The sequence below is a fragment of the Candidatus Electronema sp. JM genome (assembly GCF_048287415.1).
GTDB lineage: Bacteria > Desulfobacterota > Desulfobulbia > Desulfobulbales > Desulfobulbaceae > Electronema.
The window spans coordinates 1-18490 of record NZ_JBLWEN010000027.1 but is presented as its reverse complement, the minus strand read 5'-3'; the positions used below and the strand labels follow the sequence as shown (position 1 = coordinate 18490).

Sequence of the window (18490 nt, the reverse complement as noted above, 5' to 3'; positions counted from 1 at the left end):
AGCATGTTCGCCTTCCTCCACACGCTGCTCCAGCGGCCTGAGCTGCATCCGGTCTTGCTGGAAAACCGCCGTTATTTTGCTGAGTTTGACCAAGGCAGACCGCTGACCGACTGCCGCTTTGTCGCCTTTGACACCGAACTGACCGGCTTGGGCAGGCGGGATGAAATCATCTCCATCGGCGCGGTGAAAATCAGCAAGATGCAGATTGAAATGGATCATGTTTTCAATCAGCTTGTCCGGCCCGCCAATCTCAGCCCCAACCAAGCCACCTTCATTCACCATATCACCCCGGAGCAACTCCGCGAGGCACCGACTTTGGAGGAGGTGCTGCCGCAATTTGTGGAATTTTGCGGCGATGCCCTGCTGCTCGGCCATTTTGTTGAGATTGACATGGGCTATCTCAACCGCGCCGCCCGCAAAATTCTCGGCGGCACCTTGGCCAACCCCACTGTGGACACCCTGCGCTTGGTCAAAGCCTACAAGGAGACCAGCTACATCTGCGATTACGGCTACTGCGATCAGTCCTTCTCCTGCAATTTGGATGAATTGATCACGGAGTTCAACCTGCCGCGCTTCAAACCGCACGACGCGCTCGAAGATGCCCTGCAATGCGCCTATCTGTTCCTCTTTCTGGCAAAAAAATTGAACAACGGCGAGATCAAAACCCTGCGCCAGCTCTATCAGGCCGGGCAGCCCCTGCTCCTGCGGCAGAATTGAGACGAACAGGCAAAGTATAAAAAATAATCAGCCTGCATTTCGTTGCGGCAATTTTTTGTATTTTATGGTATGGATATAGACTGCCTCAAATCAGTTCCATACAACAGTGTGGCACGATAAATATTGATGGAAAGCATCAGAAAAACTTAACCAAGGAGCTGCGCATGAGACAAACGCCAACGGCCCGTCATTCTCAATCTCAGGGAGGAATGCTATGAGCAAAACAGTCCATCAAATTCTTGAAGATCCAGAGTTTCAAGAATTAGCCCGCCAGAAGAACAAGATTTCCTTGATTTTGACCATTACCGAGCTGGTGCTCTATTTCGGTTTCATCGGTCTGATCGCCTACAACAAGCCCTTTTTGGCCAGCAAAGTGGCCGTGGGATCAGCAACCACCATCGGCATCCCGATTGCAGTCGGCGTGATTATCCTGTCTTGGGTTTTGACTGGGATTTATATTTTCTGGGCCAACAGCGTCTATGACGAGAAGGTCAAACGCATCAAAAAACGCTTTGGAGGTTGAGCAGAATGCCAACGCAAGCACCGCAGACCGTCATCGGCACCCTGAACCCGGTTGCCATCCTTTGCTTCCTGCTCTTCGTCCTTGCCACCTTGGGCATCACCTACTGGGCGGCGAAGAAGACCAAAACCGCCAGCCAGTTTTACGCCGCTGGCGGTGGCATTACTGGCTTCCAGAACGGCTTGGCCTTGGCTGGCGACTACATGAGCGCGGCCTCGTTTTTGGGCATCGCTGGTCTGGTTTCCACCAAGGGCTATGACGGCCTGATTTACTCGGTCGGCTGGCTGGTCGGCTGGCCCATCGTCATGTTCCTGATCTCTGAGCCGCTGCGCAACCTCGGCAAGTTCACCTTCTCTGACGTGGTGGCGTTCCGCCTCAAGCAGAAGCCGATCAAAACCGCTGCGGCCATCGGTTCGTTAGTCACGGTGCTCTTTTATCTGACCGCGCAGATGGTCGGCGCAGGCACGCTGATCAAGCTGATGTTCGGTCTGCCTTATGAATCGGCCCTGTTTATCGTTGGCGGCCTGATGATCGCCTATGTTTTGTTCGGCGGAATGCTCGCCACCACGTGGGTGCAGATCATCAAGGCTGTCCTGCTGCTCGGCGGAGCCACCTTGCTGGTGCTGCTGACCTTGAGCCAGGTGGGCTGGAGCTACGGCGAGCTGTTTCAGCAAGCGGCAACCAAATACGGCAACGGATTCTTGGAGCCGGGCGGCTTAGTCTCTGATCCGCTCGACGCCTTCTCGCTGGGCCTTGCCCTGATGTTCGGCACCGCCGGTCTGCCCCACATCCTGATGCGCTTCTACACCGTGCCCGATGCCCGCGAAGCGCGCAAATCCGTGTTCTACGCGACAGGCTTCATCGGCTATTTTTACATCCTCACCGTGACCATCGGCTTTGGCGCGGCGGTGCTGGTGGGCAAAGACATCATCATGGGGATTGACAAGGGCGGCAACATGGCCGCCATGGTCTTGGCTGAGAATTTGGGCGGCAGCCTGCTGCTGGGCTTCTTGGCCGCAGTCGCCTTTGCCACCATTCTGGCGGTCGTCGCTGGTCTGACTCTGGCCGGAGCCTCGGCTCTCTCGCATGACCTCTACGTGGGCGTGTTCCGCAGCGGCAAGGCGAATGAGAAGGAAGAGATGAAGGTGGCCAAGGCTGCCACCATCAGCCTCGGCATCATCGCCATCCTGCTCGGCATCCTGTTCAAGGGGCAGAACGTGGCCTTCATGGTCGGCCTGGCCTTTGCCGTTGCCGCCAGTGCCAACTTCCCGGCACTGCTGCTGTCCATCGTCTGGAAGCGCTTCACCACCGCTGGCGCAGTGACCAGCATCTTCACCGGCATGATCGTCGCGGTGACGCTGATTGTGCTGTCGCCGACCGTGTATGAGGATGTCATGCAGGCTGCGCCGAAGAAGGAGCTGGTCGCTGCCAAAGATAAAGTGGCAGGAATTGAAAAAGCACTGAAGGCGACTGACATCACTCCTGATGTGAAGAAGGCCAAAGACGCTGAACTGGCCGCAGCCAAGAAGGATGTGGAAGTCAAGAATGCGGCAGTGACACCTGCCCCGTTCAAGATGAAGAACCCAGGCGTTTTCTCGATGGGCCTGTCGTTTCTGCTGGGCATACTCGTCTCTCTGATCACCAGAGAAAAGCAAGCTGAAGAGCTGTTTGAGTCCGAGAAGGTGCGTACCTACATCGGCATCGGCGCGGAAGGAGCAAGCTCGCACTGAGCGAGGTTGTTCAGGGCTGAACAAGCAGTGCGAAGGCCGGGCAGAGCAATTCTGTCCGGCCTTTTCTATGAAGGGAGGAAACACATGAACAGCAGCGATCCGCAGGCATACTGGAAGGCCAATATCCGGCTGGTGCTGGGCTGCCTGGCCGTCTGGTTCTTCATTTCTTACGGCTGCGGCATTCTTCTGGCCGAGCCGCTGAACCGCATCAGGATACTGGGCGGCTATCCGCTTGGCTTCTGGTTCGCCCAGCAAGGTTCCATCTACGGCTTTGTCGCGCTGATCTTCTTCTATGCCTGGCGGATGAATCAGTTGGACAAGCAATTTGGCGTGAGCGAAGAATGAGTCAGCAAACTGTCAACTGGCTGGTGGTGGGATCAACCTTTGCCCTGTATCTCTGGATCGCGGTCAGAGCGCGGGCAGGCACGACCGGTGAATTCTACGTTTCCGGCAAGGGTGTGCATCCAGTGCTCAACGGCATGGCCACCGGCGCGGACTGGATGTCCGCCGCCTCCTTCATCTCGATGGCAGGCATGATCGCCATGAAGGGCTATGACGCATCGGTCTTCGTCATGGGCTGGACCGGCGGCTACTGCCTGTTGGCCATGCTGCTGGCACCGTATCTGCGCAAGTACGGCAAGTTCACTGTGCCTGCCTTCATCGGCGACCGCTACTACTCGGACGCGGCGCGTATCGTCGCGGTCATCTGCCTGATCATCGCCTCGCTGACCTACGTCATCGGCCAGATGAAAGGCATTGGCGTAACCTTCTCCCGCTTCTTCGAGATGTCCTATGAGTGGGGTTTGGTGGTCGGCATGATCATCGTCTTTGTCTATGCGGTCTGGGGCGGCATGAAGGGCATCACCTACACGCAAATAGCTCAGTACTGCGTGCTGATCTTCGCCTACACCGTGCCTGCGGTCTTCATCTCCTTGCAGCTAACCGGCAATCCGCTGCCGCAGCTCGGCCTCGGCGGCCAGATGAACGACGGCTCCGGCCTGTACTTCTTAGACAAATTGAACACGACGCTGCATGATCTCGGCTTTGGCGAGTACACCGCCCGCCAAGGCAGTATGCAGAACATCTTCCTCTACACCCTCTGCCTGATGATCGGCACCGCTGGTCTGCCGCACGTCATCACCCGCTTCTTCACCGTGCCCAAGGTGCGCGATGCACGCTCATCGGTAGGCTGGTCGCTGGTCTTCATCGCCGCCCTCTACACCACCGCTCCGGCGGTCGGGGCAATGGCCCGCTTCAACCTGATGGAGACCATCCGGCCCAATGGCGGCGAGTGGATCAAGTACGAAGACCGGCCTGAGTGGTTCAAGAAGTGGGAGGCGACCAAGCTGCTGGAGTTCAAGGACAAGAACGGCGACGGCCGCATTCAGTACCTCAAGGATGCGGAGAAGAACGAGATGGTCAAGGTGGACAATGACATCATGGTGCTGGCAAACCCGGAGATCGCCCATCTCTCGCCATGGGTCATCGCCCTGGTGGCCGCAGGCGCAATTGCCGCCGCGCTCTCCACCGCCGCCGGTCTGCTCTTGGCTATTTCCTCCTCCATCTCGCATGACCTGCTCAAAGGCATCTTCGCCAAGAACATGAGCGACAAGAACGAGCTGCTGGCAGGCCGCATCGCTATGGCTGGCGCAATCGTCCTGTCCGGTTATTTCGGACTGAATCCTCCGGGCTTCGCCGCTCAGGTGGTGGCCTTGGCCTTTGGTCTGGCCGCCTCGTCCATCTTCCCGGCGCTGATGCTGGGCATCTTCTTCAAGCGGATCAACAAGGCGGGCGCCATCGCCGGAATGCTCTCCGGCATCGGCGTGACCTTGGTCTACATCTTCTGGTTCAAGGGCTGGTTCTTCATGCCCGGCACCGAGATGGCCAAAGATGTGGCCGACAACTGGCTCTTCGGCATCTCGCCCGAAGCCTTCGGCCCCATCGGCGCATTGGTGAATTTCATTGTCGCCTACGCGGTCTCCAGCATCACGCCGCCGCCGCCGGAGCACATCCAGCATCTGGTGGAGGACATCCGCGTGCCTGGCACGGTGAAGAGAAAGTAGCAGGCAGCCGCCCGGTTCGCTCCGGGCGGTCGTTTTTGTTGTTCCAGTGGCCTTGCTGCTGGAGTGTGCAGGCTTCTTGCTTGCAGTGCCTTGGAGGTCTTGGGGAAAAAATTTTCCGCCACGGTTCCGCCCTTCTTTTTCCTTGACAAATACAGGGTATGCGTTTAAGTTCCCTTACTGAAAAACAGCAATTGAGCAGGCGGCCCGGCCTCCTCTGAGATGACCGCCGCGCCCCTGTCGCAGCTTACAGCAGTCACTGTTCTGATTTTTTTTATTTAATCTCATTCCCATTAGAGGAGGTACACCCGATGGCAAAGCACGCTACGCCGTTGCTGGACGAACTGGAGAAAGGCCCGTGGCCGAGTTTCGTCACCGACATGAAGCGGCAGGCAGAAACCCACCCGGAATGCTGGGACATCCTCGGCCAGCTGGAGCTGTCCTACAAGGACAAAATCACCCACTGGAAGCACGGCGGCATCGTCGGCGTGTTCGGCTACGGCGGCGGCATCGTTGGCCGCTATTCGGATGTGCCGCACCTCTTCCCCGGCGTTGAGCACTTCCACACCGTCCGCATCGCCCAGCCTTCCGGTCTGTACTACTCGACCAAGAACCTGCGCGCCCTGATGGATTTGTGGGACAAGTACGGTTCCGGCATGACCAACATGCACGGCTCCACCGGCGACATGATTTTCCTGGGCACCCGCACTGAAAATCTGGAGCCGCTGTTCTGGGATCTGACCCACAATCTGGAGCAGGATCTGGGCGGCTCCGGCTCCAACCTGCGCACCCCGTCCTGCTGCCTGGGCGAGTCGCGCTGCGAGTGGGCCTGCTACGACACGCAGGACATCTGCCATCACCTGACCATGCACTATCAGGACGAGATCCATCGTCCGGCCTTCCCCTATAAGTTCAAGTTCAAATTCTCCGGCTGCCCGAACGACTGCGTGGCCTCCATCGCCCGTTCCGACTTCGCTGTCATCGGCACTTGGAAGGACGACATCCGCATTGATCAGGCGGCAGTGAAGGAGTACATCGCGGGCAACTACCCGGCCAACGCTGGTGCGCATGCAGGCCGTGACTGGGGCAAGTTCGACATCAAAAAAGAGGTGATCGACCTCTGTCCGACTAGCTGCATGTGGATGGAAGACGGCGAGCTGAAGATTGACAACGCCGAGTGCACCCGCTGCATGCACTGCATCAACGTCATGCCCCGCGCCCTGAAACCGGGCAAGGAGAAGGGCGCGACCATCTGCATCGGCGCGAAGGCCCCGATTCTCGACGGCGCCCAGTTCGCGACCATGGTCATCCCCTTCATCGAGGTCTCCAAAGAGAACGAGTACGAGAACGTCATTGAGGTGATCGAGAATGTCTGGGATTGGTGGATGGAGGCGGGCAAGAACCGCGAGCGCGTTGGCGAGACCATGCAGCGCATCGGTCTGCCGACCTTCCTCCGCGTGATGAAGGTGAATGCCATGCCGCAGCATGTCAAAGAGCCGCGCTCCAACCCCTACGTCTTCTGGAAAGAGGAAGAGGTTGAGGGCGGCTGGGAACGCGATGTGGTTGAGTTCCGCCGCAAGCACAACTCCTGATGACCGCTGTTTTGTCCTGAATTCTGAACTATTTTCATATATAAGGAGAGTCTGCAATGGGTTACGATCCAAATAATCCGATGGAAGGCCGGATCACCGACCTTGGGCCGCGCCACTACAGCGAGATGCTGCCGCCGGTCATCGCGGCCAACAAAGGCAAGTGGGACTACCATGAAATTCTCGCTCCGGGCGTGCTGGTGCATGTGGCCGAGAGCGGCGACAAGTGTTACACCGTCCGCGTCGGCTCCGCCCGTCTGATCTCCATCGAGCAGATCCGCGAGCTGTGCGACATCGCCGACAAGTACTGCGATGGCTACCTGCGCTTCACCACCCGCAACAACGTGGAGTTCATGACAGACTCCAAAGAGAAATGCGACGCGCTGATCGCCTTCCTCAAGAGCCAGGGCACCCGCTTCCCGATCGGTGGCACCGGCGCGTCCATCACCAACATCGTTCACACCCAAGGCTGGATTCACTGCCACACCCCGGCCACCGACGCTTCCGGCCCGGTCAAGGCGGTGATGGATGATCTGTTCGAGTATTTCGGTTCCATGACCCTGCCTGCGCAGGTGCGCATCGCTTTGGCCTGCTGCCTGAACATGTGCGGCGCGGTGCATGCGTCGGACATCGCCATCCTCGGCATTCACCGCAAGCCGCCGATGATTGATCATGGCCGCATAACCGGTGTCTGCGAGATTCCGCTGGCCATCTCCGCCTGCCCGCTGGGCGCGATTAAGCCTGCTAAGGCGCAGGTGGACGGCAAGGAAGTAAAGTCGGTGCAGGTTAACGCCGAGCGCTGCATGTTCTGCGGCAACTGCTACACCATGTGTCCGGCCATGCCGCTGGCTGACCCGGACGGCGACGGCATCGCCATCCTCGTCGGCGGTAAGGTCTCCAACTCCAAGTCCATGCCGAAGTTCTCCAAGCTGGTCGTGCCCTTCCTGCCGAACACCCCGCCGCGCTGGCCGGAGACTGTGCAGGTGATCCGCAAGATCGTCGAGGTTTACGCCAAGGATGCGCGCAAGTACGAGCGCATCGGCGAGTGGGCGGAGCGCATCGGCTGGGAGAAGTTCTTTGAGAAGTGCGACATTCCGTTCACCGACAAGTCCATTGACGACTACCGGCTGGCCTATGACACGTGGCGGACCAGCACCCAGTTCAAGTTCACCAGTGCCACCGCCGCTTACACCAGCAAGTAAGCCGCCGCGCGCGCCCGGTCAGATTTTCTGGCCGGGCGTTCTCCTGACAAAAACTCTGCCGACAGGGAACTATCATGGCAATGAGTGTTGAAGAAGTTGAGGCCGCGATTATTGAGAAGGCGACCAAGTCGCCGAAGCCGCAGCTGTACATCAAAGATTTCTACGAGTGCGATACGGAGCGCGGCCCGCGTGACATCAAAAATATTGCCAACGGTCTGGTGAAAAAAGGCAAGTTGATGTTCTGGTCGTCCGGCTCCACGACCATGTACGCGATTCCTGAGCGGATTAAAAATGAAGAGAACGCCGAAGGCGTGAACTGAGTTTTTTTCGTCAAGCGCAGGAAAAGAAGGCAGGGGCCGCAAGGTCTCTGCTTTTTTACATTTTTACTGACATTCATCCTCCTCTTTATTATGCCCCTGAGTGTTGAAGAAGTTGAGGCAGCAATACTTGAAAAGGCTGCAAAATGGCATAAGCCGCAGCTTTACCTGATGAATTTTTACGAATGCGATCCTGATCGTTCGCGGCGTGATATTAAAAAAATTGCTGATGGGCTGGTGAAAAAAAAGAGGCTGATGTTTTGGTGTACTGGCGGGTCAATCATGTATGTGATTCCTGAGCGGCTTGAAGGAGAAAAATAGCATTGAATTTTTGTTGCAGTTTTCGGTATGAGAAGTAATCTATGGCGCGAAAAAAACGCCGTGTTTTGATGCTTGCCGCCATTCAGCGGCGGAAACTTTTAATTCAGCAGACGAGGAGCAATCATGGCGGCAAAATGCAAACCATGTGACGGCAAGGGAATGGTTGATTGTCCAAAGTGCAAAGGAAAGGGCGAATACCGTCCTTATCCGTTTGCCACTCCGAAGAAATGCGAGAACTGCGGCGGCACAGGAATATTTAAATGCCCTGTGTGCAAGGGAAAGGGAACGGTTTAAATCGTAAGCGATTATGAGTGCAAGAGGAGAAATATATGGCTGGGTGGATTGTACTTATTCTTGCAATCGTTATAATCGGTTTATTGATAGGGGTTATTGGTGTATTGTTGCAAGCAGCATGGGTTACTTGGCCTGCTTGGGCGACTGCTGGCGCAGTGATGGTTACCATTTTACAGCTACATCAATTTCGCAAAAATGAACGCAGAGATTTGTATATTCTAAAGAATATTAAGGCTAGATTCAGCGGAGGCGCATTAAGCTGGTCAATAACTGACAATAATGTAGCGTCATACACAAATTCTGAACATTCAAATATAGCGATCATTATTCCTACGGCAGGATGGACTGTAGCCATTCTCATGCTGAACCTCCTGAAGGACAAAATGTCATTTTCAGGTATGATTTTTTGGTTTGGGGATAATAAAAGCATAGTTCATCCTGATACCGGTTCTTTTGTGGGTTTGATTGCTTCTGTGGCTATTGTCGCAGCAATTGCTTTTTTTCTGCATCCCAAAAAGACTTCGGAAACTTTGCTTAAGGAAAGAGTAAATGAGCTAATCAGCCGAATCAACACCTCTTTGGAAAGAACGCATGAACTTGATTCGCTTGAATCTTCAATCAAGGCGATCAATGCCAAACTGAACATCTCGTTTCCTGCTGACTTTAAAACAGAAATTCAGAAGTTCGTTGATAGCAACACACAGACATTACTTAGAGATGTCACGCCGCTGAACGATAAAATTGCGGATATTATCCGCAGAGCAAAAGAAGACTTGGTGCAACTCGAAAAGGCGAGTGACCTGTACAGTCTTGCGAAAAATTTTTACACCAAAACAGTCCGGGACGTGACCAGAATCGGCAGTCCAGCCTTGTTGACACAATTAGATGCTCTCCATGTGTATCTGAACTCTGAAAACCTGAAAATGCTCCTTCAAAATAAGGATTGGAGCAATTTTCATGATGCAGTGAATGCCATCCTTGAAGAGCTGATGGTAATCAAGGAAGCAGCGGCTAACTATAACGATTGGGAGAGTCAGCAAGAAGAAGAAACATTTGAACCGACAGAAAACGAAGAAGAAAAATCCTGCCACATCTTAGGTGTTCCTCTCAACGCAACTGCCGATCAAATCAAGAAAGTATATAAAAAACTTTCTGCAATCTATCATCCTGACTGCAACATTGTCAACGACGACACCAGGATGAAAGAAATCAACTGGGCCTACGAGGTCCTCATGAAACTGCGCAAGTGAACAGGAAAAGGCGATGAGCGATCAGAAAAAATCCGTTGTCTCTTCAGGAAAGAAGAATATTGCGGCTCAGTTTGGGCAAAAAGATTGGGTTAAAAAACTTGAGGCCGCTTCAGGAAAACCGATAGTTCCTGCCAAACCATCTTTTGGCGGCACTGTGTATCTTGTCATTGATTGTTCATCCAGCATGGACTATGACAAAATGAATCAGGCAAAGCGAGGAGCTTCTGGCTTTGCCAATGAATCGCAGCGAAAAGGCTATTCTGTCGGCCTGATTCAGTTTTCCTCTTATGCTGAACACATCTCCGAACCACAGAGAGAGCTTGGTAGTCTAAACGCCGCTGTTGAACGCATGAATTCCGGCGGTTCAACCAATATGGCTGCCGCACTAAATTTGGCAGCAGAGAAATTTACCGATCGTCCCGGCGAAAAAATTATCTGCCTTGTGACAGATGGTATGCCTGACAGCAGGGAAGCTGCGCTTGCTGCGGCAAATAAGGCCAAACAGGCGCAGATTGACATCATGACCATCGGCACTGATGATGCCGACAGGCAGTTTCTTGAGGAAATTGCCACGAGAAAAGAGCTTTCCGCAAAGGTTGCCAGAGAGCAGCTTGCCCAGAGCATGGTGTCTATGGCGAAGCTGCTGCCATAAATAATGCCGATCATATTCAAAATAGGCCGCTATGAGCTGAACGAGCTGAAAAAAATCATTCAAGAACATAAGACAGAACTGCTGGAGGCATGGCATGAGCATCTCGGTTGAGCGGCAATCAAAACAGCGGCAAGGCAAATTTCGGAAAGCATACCGACCAACATCCGCCCTTGCCAAAGAAGTCAGCTTTGATGCGGATATGATGCACGTTGCTCTGACTGACGGGCGGATCATCAGCGTGCCGATCATCTGGTTTCCGCTGCTCCATCAAGCCGAGCCTGAGCAGCGCAGGCATTATGAAATAGGCGGAGGCGGCCTCAGTCTGCATTGGCCGGAGATTGACGAAGATATTTCCGTTGCCGGGCTGATGGCAGGCGTGGATTGGGAAGCGGCATGATTTCAGCAACCTTCACGAGGAGACAAACATGAACTGGCAGGAAATCTGCGCTGATCCGTGTTTGCATGATTTGCCGTATAGAATTGAACTCAACGAACGGGGACAAATTCTGATGAGTCCAGTCCGCCTATATCATTCCGCCTTTCAGGGGGAAATCATCCGATACTTAACCCAGCTCATAGACGGAGGAAAAGCCTTCCCTGAATTCGCCATCGCCACAGCAAAAGGCACCAAAGTTGCTGATGTGGTCTGGTGCTCTGATACGCTGTGGCAGCAGATCAAAAATCTGGCGGAAAGCTCCGTTGCCCCGGAAATATGCGTGGAAGTGCTGTCCGCAGCAAACACGGCGGAAGAAATGCTGGAAAAGAGAAGGCTATATTTCATGCGCGGCGCGGAAGAAGTCTGGATTTGCGATCAAGATGGAACGATGCAGTTTTTTGCCGCCGCAGGAGAAATCGCACATTCAAATCTTGTTCCTGCATTTCCTAAGCATATTGAATTGTAATCCCTCTGAAATATTTTGTCCTACCTCGTCCTTGCCCGCAAATCCCGGCCTCAGAATTTCGCCCAGGTTGTCGGGCAGCAGCACATCGTCCGCACACTCCAGAACGCCCTGCTGCGCAGCCGGGTGCCGCACGCCCTGATTTTCAGCGGAGTGCGCGGCACCGGCAAAACCACTTTGGCCCGGATCATGGCCAAAGCCCTCAACTGTGAAAGCGGCCAGCCGCCGGAGCCGTGCTGCGCCTGCCGCTCCTGCAAGGAAATCGCCGCAGGCAGCTCGGTTGACCTGCACGAGATTGATGGCGCGTCCAACCGGGGCATTCAGGAAATCCGCGAGCTGAAAGAGAACATCCGCTTCATGCCGGTGATGTCGCGCTTCAAGATCATCATCATTGACGAAGTGCACATGCTGACCACCGAGGCCTTCAACGCCCTGCTGAAAACGCTTGAGGAGCCGCCAGCTCACGTTTATTTCATGTTCGCCACCACCGAGCTGCACAAGGTGCCGGTGACGATCCTTTCCCGCTGCCAGCGTTATGAGCTGAAACGGGTGGCTAGTAAAGAGCTGGCCGCGCATTTCGCCCGTTTGGCGGAGAGCGAGGGCATCACGATGGAGCCAGCCGCCCTGAACATGGTGGTGCGGGCCGCTGGCGGCTCGGTGCGCGACGGTCTCAGCCTGCTTGACCAGCTCTTTTCGTATTGCGGCGAGCAGGTTACGGCTGCTGATGCCGCTGAGGTGCTGGGCACGGTTGGCAGCGAGGTGATTGCCGGAACTGCGAAAGCACTGCTGGCCCACGATCTCGCCGCAGCCTTGGAGCGGCTGGAGACCGTGACCCGTTCTGGCATGGATATTAAGCGGTTCATCAACGAGCTGCTGGCCTGGTTCCGCAGTCTCGTGGTTTGCTCGGTGAGCAAAGAGCCTGCCCAACTGCTTGATCTGCCTGCGGATGAGCTGGCGGCACTGCAAGAAACTGCCGCCAGCCATTCGCCACAGTCGCTTTTCCTGCTCTTCAATCTGCTGATGGACAGCTTGGAGAAAGCGGCGTGGTCGTCGCGGCCCCGCTTTGCTGTGGAGATGGCCTTCATCCGCGCGGTGCAGGCGGAAGATGTCGTGCCGGTGACGGAGCTGCTGGGCCGCTTGGATAGTATTTTGGCCGGAACGCCGCTGCCGCAGGCGGCAGTGCCGCAGCTCTCCGAGAAAAAAAAAACTGTAGCTGTTGAGAATAAGCAGCCTGAATCTGCGCCAACGCAGACAACAGCGGAATTGCCGGATGCGCCGCCTCTGCCGGAATCGCCGCCGCATCCGGCGGAGCAATTTCAGCCTGCGTCAAAAGCTGCGGCAGGAGAGCGGGACATCCGCAAGGACTGGCCGGAATTCATCAAATCGGTCAAAAAGCCGTGGATTGCTTCAGCCTTGGAGCGGGCCGCCTCGCCCAAACGGGAAAACGGCAAGCTGATCCTCAATTACCATGATTCAGCGGATTGCAGCATCCTGAAAATCAAGGAAACGCTGGCCGAGCTGACCGCGCTGGCTGCGGATTTTTTTCAAGAAAGCCTGCGCATTGTTTTCGATGAGCCAAAAGCCTGCGTCCTGCCGACGGAGTCTGGCGGCGCGGAGACGGTGCGCAAGGAGCGGCAGGGCTTGGCCAACGATCCGGTGGTGCTGATGGCGGCGGAGATTTTTCGAGGCCAAGTCAGTGAAATCCGCATCGGGCCGCAGTATAAAAAAACACTGGTAGCGGCTGAACATGCAGCCGACGAGGGCGACGAGGCGTAAACCCAACAAAGGAGAGCGATGATGAATTTGTCCGACATGATGAAGCAGGCCAAGGAGTTTCAGGAAAAGATCGGCGCGGTGCAGTCAGATCTGGCTTCCAAGAGCGTCACCGGTTCAGCAGGCGGCGGCATGGTCACTGCGAAAATGAACGGCAAGGGCGAGCTGATCGGCCTGACCATTGAAAAGGAGATCATCCGCCCGGAAGACGCGGAGATGCTGCAAGACCTGATCGTGGCCGCTGTGGCCGACGGAGCGCGCAAGGCCTCCGAGCTGGGCCGCAGCGAAATCTCCAGACTCACCGGCGGCCTGAAGATTCCTGGGCTTTAGTAAAGCTTGGTAATATTATTGGCGAAGCAATTACAGAGCCAAAGCAGTATACAATCTGAATACGCCCTTCGGCAGGCTCCTGAAGCCTTTCACGGAAAGGGTGCAGCACTTTTGCCCGACGATCATCACTTTTCATCATCATGGACAATCTCAACAACCTCCTCAAGCAGCGCCGGGAAAAGGCGCAGAGCCTCGCCGATGACGGCGTGAAGCTGTTCAGCAACGACTTCAAGCACCCGCAGCATATTGCTGACATTCTCCCGCAGGCCGAAGCCTTGGAGCCGGAGACGCACGCCCCGGAAGGCGTGTCCTGCCGCATCGCGGGCCGCGTCATGATACTGCGCAAGTTCGGCAAGGCGGCCTTCTTTCATTTGCAGGACGAGTCCTCCCGCATTCAGGTCTATGCCCGCCTGGATGTGCTCGGCGAAGAGCAGTTCAGCCACTTCAAGAAGTGGGACGCTGGCGACATTGTCGGCGTAGTAGGCAGGCCGTTCAAGACCAAGACCGGCGAGCCGTCCATCGAGGCCACCAAGCTGCATCTGATCTGCAAGTCGCTGCGGCCGCTGCCGGAGAAGTTTCACGGCCTGACCGACGTGGAGACGCGCTACCGCCAGCGTTACGTTGACCTGATCGTCAACCCGGAGGTGCGCAGCACCTTCCGCAAGCGCATGGAGATCATCCGCCTGATCCGCGCCTTCCTCAGCAATCGTGGCTTCCTGGAAGTGGAAACGCCGATGCTGCATCCTATCCCTGGTGGCGCGGCGGCCAAGCCCTTTGTCACCCACCACAACGCGCTGGACATGGAGCTGTACCTGCGCATCGCCCCGGAGCTGTACCTGAAGCGGCTGCTGGTGGGCGGCTTCGAGCGCGTCTTTGAGATCAACCGCAACTTCCGCAACGAGGGCTTGTCCACCCGGCACAACCCGGAGTTCACCATGCTGGAGTTCTATCAGGCCTACGCCACCTACGAGGACATGATGGACTGCACCGAGGAGATGATTTCCTCCATCTGCCAGCAGGTCAACGGCTCGATGCAGATCACGTATCAGGGCACGCCGATCAACCTGGCTCCGCCGTGGCGGCGCATGACCATGACTGAGGCCCTGAGCGAAGTGGCGGGCTTGGATGCGGCAGTGGTGGCTGATGACGTGGCGGTGATGGAGCTGGCCAAGAAGTACAAGGTGGAGTTGCAGCCGGATTCCGGGCCGGGCAAGGCGCGCACTGGCCTCTTCGAGCTGCTGGTGGAGGAGAAGCTGATCAACCCGACCTTCATCACCTCCTATCCGGCGGAGATATCGCCGCTGGCCCGCCGTAACGAGGCAGACCCCAGCATCACCGACCGCTTCGAGCTGTTCATCACCGGCAGGGAGATCGCCAACTCCTTCTCCGAGCTGAACGACCCGATTGATCAGCGTGAACGCTTCGTCAAGCAGATCGAGGAGCGCGGCGAGGACGAGGAGATACACCCGGAGATGGACGAGGACTTTGTCCGCGCCTTGGAGTACGGGATGCCCTCAGCCGCTGGCGAAGGCATCGGCATAGACCGGCTGGTGATGCTGCTGACAGATTCGCCGTCTATCCGGGATGTGATACTCTTCCCGCATTTGAAGGCGGAAGGGAGGTAGGTTGTATAACACCTACGTTTGCAGTAAAATAACGCCAGTCAGCCCTTTGTCTATCCTACAGAGATGCGGGATAGACAATAGGGTATAAAAAATATCTTGTTAAAGATAAAGGAAAACTATCATGTACTATAGGATAGCATTTGCACTACTGGTATGGACTCTCCTTCCTTTAAGAATTTATGGACAGGACGCTTCTGGAACTCATGTGACAGAAGCAGAATCGGTACAATCTGCTACAGCAGAAAAGGCATTAACTTACAGAGTAATCGAGCCTAAATTTACACCAGAATATTTACTGCAAAAAGAAATATCTCGACTGAACTCCTTAGTTAAGGCTCAGGATGAAAAAATAGACCTCCTTAATGAGAAAATCAAGGTGCTGGAAGATAAACTGAAGGAGGTTAAGAAGTGACACTCGAAGAAGTTAATCAACGCCTTCAGCAAGCTGATGCGCAGATTAACTCCCTTTCTGTATCTACAACCAGCAAATACAATGATACAGGGGCATCATGGTGGTCCGCAACCAACGCCATGACGATGAGCAGCATCGTTTTGCTATTTGGTTTGTTGGTTATTTTTCTCGCAACATATTTGATTCGCTCAGGCAAGAATACTGAGGCGGTTCTCAGAATCTTTGGCACGATACTTATCGTAGTGATGGCTGTGTTTCTCGTCGTGGCTGGATATACCGATACTCAGATTGCGCCTGTAATGGGTCTGCTCGGCACTATCGCTGGTTATCTTTTAGGTAAGGAAACAAAGGACACGTAACTCACAGGATTCACTCCCTCTGCCGCCGCCCAGCTCAACCGCGCTTGCGGCTCAAACTGGATCGTGCTTGTGACTTGAACTCACAAGCACGATCCAGTTTCTTTACCTTGGCCGCCTGCAAAACATGCCGCAGCACATGGCCGTCTGACACTCATGCACATGAGTCTCTCAGCATCATGAGCATGAAGCTGTTGCGCTCATGCTCATGCCTGGCCAACATGTTTTCCTGTTGACAGAAAACGCCCTGCGCCGTTACGATGCCTCATCTGGCACGTTCCAAGCCTGCGTCCGAAGATATGGACGCAGAGACCGGCATTGGTTATGCTGCTGACCGATTCGCCTTCGATCAGTGATGTGATATTCTTACGGCATTTAAAGGCTGAGGGTACGAAGGTGCTATTTACCCTGCGATAATTGCAGGGTAGACATTGCGGAGCATCTTTTTCCATTTATGATTAAATTAATCTGTGTCGTTGTAATTGCTATTCTTTCAGTTTCAACAGCAATGGCTCAAGTTTATGGACTTGAAGAATTGACTGAAAATGCTGACAAGAATGTTGCTTCAATAAATCTTCAAATTTTCATGCAAAATGCTGTCAAGCGTGATCTGCAAGATTGCAGCTCTGAGCTTCATTTGACTAAAAGACAGCGAAATATGTATTTTTCATCTGTCACAATTCCTCTTGATACGCATAACAGACGGTCATTTTTAGTTTTTCCGAGCCGGGACTGCGGCGCATTTTTTGGTGCCCATGCTGTGGCATATTGGATTGTATCAGAGGATACCTCAAATAAATACAGGATGCTATATAAAGGAATGAGCGATTTTGTTGAGATTATGCAAACATCGAGTTACAGGAAAAAGTGCCTGCGATCTTTTTACGGTGTAACATACATTATTCTGAAATTTGACGGCAAAAAATATAAGAGAGCGGGGCATGGTAACGGTCTCTGGGAATGAAAATGCGGTACTGAAAATATGAACAGAAACATCAGATCATACGGCTTGGCTGCCGTCATAGCGGTATTGTGCCTCTTGTTTGCCACGAACGCGCTCGCTGACATGGGGCTTCCCATGCTGGCAGTTGTATGGCCTCTTTCGTGGTTCGCATTCATCCCCATTGTAGGCGCAGAGACGGTCATTGCCCGGCGTATTGCGTCGCTATCTTGGCAGCAGTCTCTTGTTGCATCCATTTGTGCAAATATTGGGTCAACGCTCATAGGCATTCCTGTCACATGGATTGTGCTGGTTCTCTTTGATGCGCTTGCGACAGATGGCGGAATGATTGGCGATTTCAATCAATTGTCGGGAAAAATTTTGGCGGTGACGATGAAGGAAGCATGGCTTATGCCAATTGAGGAAGATATGTATTGGATGATTCCGTCATCTATTCTTTTTATGTTGCCTTTCTTTGGCATTGCTTCTGTATTTATTGAACGTTTTATCTTCATAAAAATCATTAAGTGCGACAAATCCACGGCGATAAAGTGGAGCTGGCTGGCTAATTTGGCGACCTATGGAACAGCCATGCTGTGCGTGGCCTTTTGGCTGGCGTTCGAGTTAAGCTGCTCGCAGGCACACGCGCAACTCAGCATTCAGCAATCCCATATAGACGGCAACGTGCCGATCGCCAGTGAATTCCGGCCCTTGCTCGAACGCGACTTGTTGGCCTATTTTCGGGCATCCAGCAGACCATCGGCCACTTCTGTCGAGTACAAGTTGTTGCGGGATGCCCCAACTCAATCTGGCCTTGCTTTCCCAAAGTACTACGCTTGGGTCAAGGTATCAGCGGATTCTAAAACACTCTGCGAAGGCGCTGCCCGCATGGCAGCAATCGAACGCACTCATTTTGAGATCACCCATTTCATCGCATCTCAGGACATCAAGGCTGCTCCTGATGCCGTTGGAAGAGTTTTCCCAGAGATTCTCGTGCCAGATGTGCTTACGCTTGCACGTGCTGCGAAGTGCAGCAAATAACTCTTTAATAGATTTTATGCTATGTTGCGATTGATCGGAAAAGTATTGACGTTCGCGGTGGCTGGCTTTCTTTACAGCGGTGAACTCAGATACCCGCTCGGAAGTTAACGCACTTTTTTGGACGAAAACGGAAGAAAAGGCAAAGAAAAACCCACCAACCAGTTAAGGTTGCGGGCTTTATTGAACTGCTATGGATGATGCTGGATGAAAAAATGTTGCCGAAGGTCGGATTCGTTCCGGCAACCAACAGGGTTTTGTATTTTATTGTTTTTACTGTATAATCTTTATTGCCTTCGGCACCAAGCATGTACCTGCGCTTTGTACCGTCCAATATAATACTAACCCAAGTTATGACCTGTAACTCTTGAAGAAACCATGCTTCCCCGCATGTGTTATATTTTTGCTGTCAGACATGAATATAAACACACACGGAGGAGGACATGGAACTCAAGATTGCAGCAT

The 18490-nt window shown here is 54.1% G+C and carries 21 protein-coding genes; 20 read left to right on the top strand and 1 reads right to left on the bottom strand.

Annotated features, from left to right (window positions below; genetic code table 11):
- The first annotated feature begins 3 nt into the window (after nucleotides 1-3).
- The 20 genes from ACNKH6_RS05290 to ACNKH6_RS05195 all read left to right on the top strand — a co-directional run bounded on the left by ACNKH6_RS05290 (nucleotide 4) and on the right by ACNKH6_RS05195 (nucleotide 18028).
- On the top strand, nucleotides 4-717 hold the full coding sequence (locus ACNKH6_RS05290) for a PolC-type DNA polymerase III (protein ID WP_417914504.1): 714 nt from the start codon (nucleotides 4-6) through the stop codon (nucleotides 715-717).
- A gap of 214 nt (nucleotides 718-931) precedes the next feature.
- A complete protein-coding gene (locus ACNKH6_RS05285; RefSeq protein WP_417914503.1) occupies nucleotides 932-1240 on the top strand; it encodes a DUF485 domain-containing protein in 309 nt (102 codons plus the stop codon).
- 5 nt (nucleotides 1241-1245) lie between these two features.
- A complete protein-coding gene (locus ACNKH6_RS05280) occupies nucleotides 1246-2967 on the top strand; it encodes a sodium:solute symporter family transporter (RefSeq protein WP_417914502.1) in 1722 nt (573 codons plus the stop codon).
- 84 nt (nucleotides 2968-3051) lie between these two features.
- Nucleotides 3052-3312: a DUF4212 domain-containing protein gene (locus ACNKH6_RS05275; RefSeq protein ID WP_417914501.1), complete on the top strand. Its 261-nt coding sequence runs from the start codon at nucleotides 3052-3054 to the stop codon at nucleotides 3310-3312.
- Nucleotides 3309-5030 carry a sodium:solute symporter family protein gene (locus tag ACNKH6_RS05270; RefSeq protein ID WP_417914500.1) on the top strand — a complete coding sequence of 574 codons (1722 nt, stop codon included), beginning with the start codon at nucleotides 3309-3311 and terminating at the stop codon, nucleotides 5028-5030. The genes ACNKH6_RS05275 and ACNKH6_RS05270 overlap by 4 nt, the downstream gene beginning before the upstream one ends.
- 308 nt (nucleotides 5031-5338) lie before the next feature.
- The gene (gene dsrA, locus ACNKH6_RS05265; protein WP_417914499.1) at nucleotides 5339-6619 is read left to right on the top strand and encodes a dissimilatory-type sulfite reductase subunit alpha; all 1281 of its coding nucleotides are present in this window, start codon (nucleotides 5339-5341) and stop codon (nucleotides 6617-6619) included.
- Between the two features lie 56 nt (nucleotides 6620-6675).
- The gene (dsrB, locus tag ACNKH6_RS05260) at nucleotides 6676-7818 is read left to right on the top strand and encodes a dissimilatory-type sulfite reductase subunit beta (RefSeq protein ID WP_417914498.1); all 1143 of its coding nucleotides are present in this window, start codon (nucleotides 6676-6678) and stop codon (nucleotides 7816-7818) included.
- Between the two features lie 74 nt (nucleotides 7819-7892).
- Nucleotides 7893-8138, top strand: a complete 246-nt coding sequence (locus ACNKH6_RS05255; protein WP_417914497.1) for a dissimilatory sulfite reductase D family protein — start codon at nucleotides 7893-7895, stop codon at nucleotides 8136-8138.
- Nucleotides 8139-8228: 90 nt separating this feature from the next.
- Entirely contained in the window at nucleotides 8229-8456 is a 228-nt protein-coding gene (locus ACNKH6_RS05250; protein WP_417914496.1) for a dissimilatory sulfite reductase D family protein, read from the top strand.
- A 329-nt stretch (nucleotides 8457-8785) separates the two neighbouring features.
- Entirely contained in the window at nucleotides 8786-10000 is a 1215-nt protein-coding gene (locus tag ACNKH6_RS05245) for a J domain-containing protein (RefSeq protein WP_417914495.1), read from the top strand.
- 13 nt (nucleotides 10001-10013) lie between these two features.
- A complete protein-coding gene (locus ACNKH6_RS05240; RefSeq protein ID WP_417914494.1) occupies nucleotides 10014-10652 on the top strand; it encodes a vWA domain-containing protein in 639 nt (212 codons plus the stop codon).
- Nucleotides 10653-10746: 94 nt separating this feature from the next.
- Nucleotides 10747-11049: a DUF2442 domain-containing protein gene (locus ACNKH6_RS05235; protein ID WP_417914493.1), complete on the top strand. Its 303-nt coding sequence runs from the start codon at nucleotides 10747-10749 to the stop codon at nucleotides 11047-11049.
- Nucleotides 11050-11077: 28 nt separating this feature from the next.
- On the top strand, nucleotides 11078-11554 hold the full coding sequence (locus ACNKH6_RS05230) for a Uma2 family endonuclease (RefSeq protein WP_417914492.1): 477 nt from the start codon (nucleotides 11078-11080) through the stop codon (nucleotides 11552-11554).
- A 15-nt stretch (nucleotides 11555-11569) separates the two neighbouring features.
- On the top strand, nucleotides 11570-13327 hold the full coding sequence (dnaX, locus tag ACNKH6_RS05225) for a DNA polymerase III subunit gamma/tau (protein ID WP_417914491.1): 1758 nt from the start codon (nucleotides 11570-11572) through the stop codon (nucleotides 13325-13327).
- Between the two features lie 18 nt (nucleotides 13328-13345).
- On the top strand, nucleotides 13346-13654 hold the full coding sequence (locus tag ACNKH6_RS05220) for a YbaB/EbfC family nucleoid-associated protein (RefSeq protein ID WP_417914490.1): 309 nt from the start codon (nucleotides 13346-13348) through the stop codon (nucleotides 13652-13654).
- Between the two features lie 140 nt (nucleotides 13655-13794).
- Complete coding sequence (lysS, locus tag ACNKH6_RS05215) at nucleotides 13795-15279, top strand: lysine--tRNA ligase (protein ID WP_417914489.1); 1485 nt, start codon at nucleotides 13795-13797, stop codon at nucleotides 15277-15279.
- 121 nt (nucleotides 15280-15400) lie between these two features.
- Nucleotides 15401-15691: a hypothetical protein gene (locus ACNKH6_RS05210; protein WP_417914488.1), complete on the top strand. Its 291-nt coding sequence runs from the start codon at nucleotides 15401-15403 to the stop codon at nucleotides 15689-15691.
- Complete coding sequence (locus ACNKH6_RS05205) at nucleotides 15688-16050, top strand: hypothetical protein (RefSeq protein WP_417914487.1); 363 nt, start codon at nucleotides 15688-15690, stop codon at nucleotides 16048-16050. The genes ACNKH6_RS05210 and ACNKH6_RS05205 overlap by 4 nt, the downstream gene beginning before the upstream one ends.
- Nucleotides 16051-16501: 451 nt before the next feature.
- Nucleotides 16502-17011: a hypothetical protein gene (locus tag ACNKH6_RS05200; protein WP_417914486.1), complete on the top strand. Its 510-nt coding sequence runs from the start codon at nucleotides 16502-16504 to the stop codon at nucleotides 17009-17011.
- Between the two features lie 18 nt (nucleotides 17012-17029).
- Nucleotides 17030-18028 carry a hypothetical protein gene (locus ACNKH6_RS05195; RefSeq protein ID WP_417914485.1) on the top strand — a complete coding sequence of 333 codons (999 nt, stop codon included), beginning with the start codon at nucleotides 17030-17032 and terminating at the stop codon, nucleotides 18026-18028.
- 85 nt (nucleotides 18029-18113) lie between these two features.
- On the opposite strand, the gene ACNKH6_RS05190 is transcribed toward ACNKH6_RS05195, so the two are convergent.
- Nucleotides 18114-18335, bottom strand: coding sequence for a hypothetical protein (locus ACNKH6_RS05190; protein ID WP_417914484.1), 222 nt, complete (start codon nucleotides 18333-18335; stop codon nucleotides 18114-18116).
- Nucleotides 18336-18490: the final 155 nt, after the last annotated feature.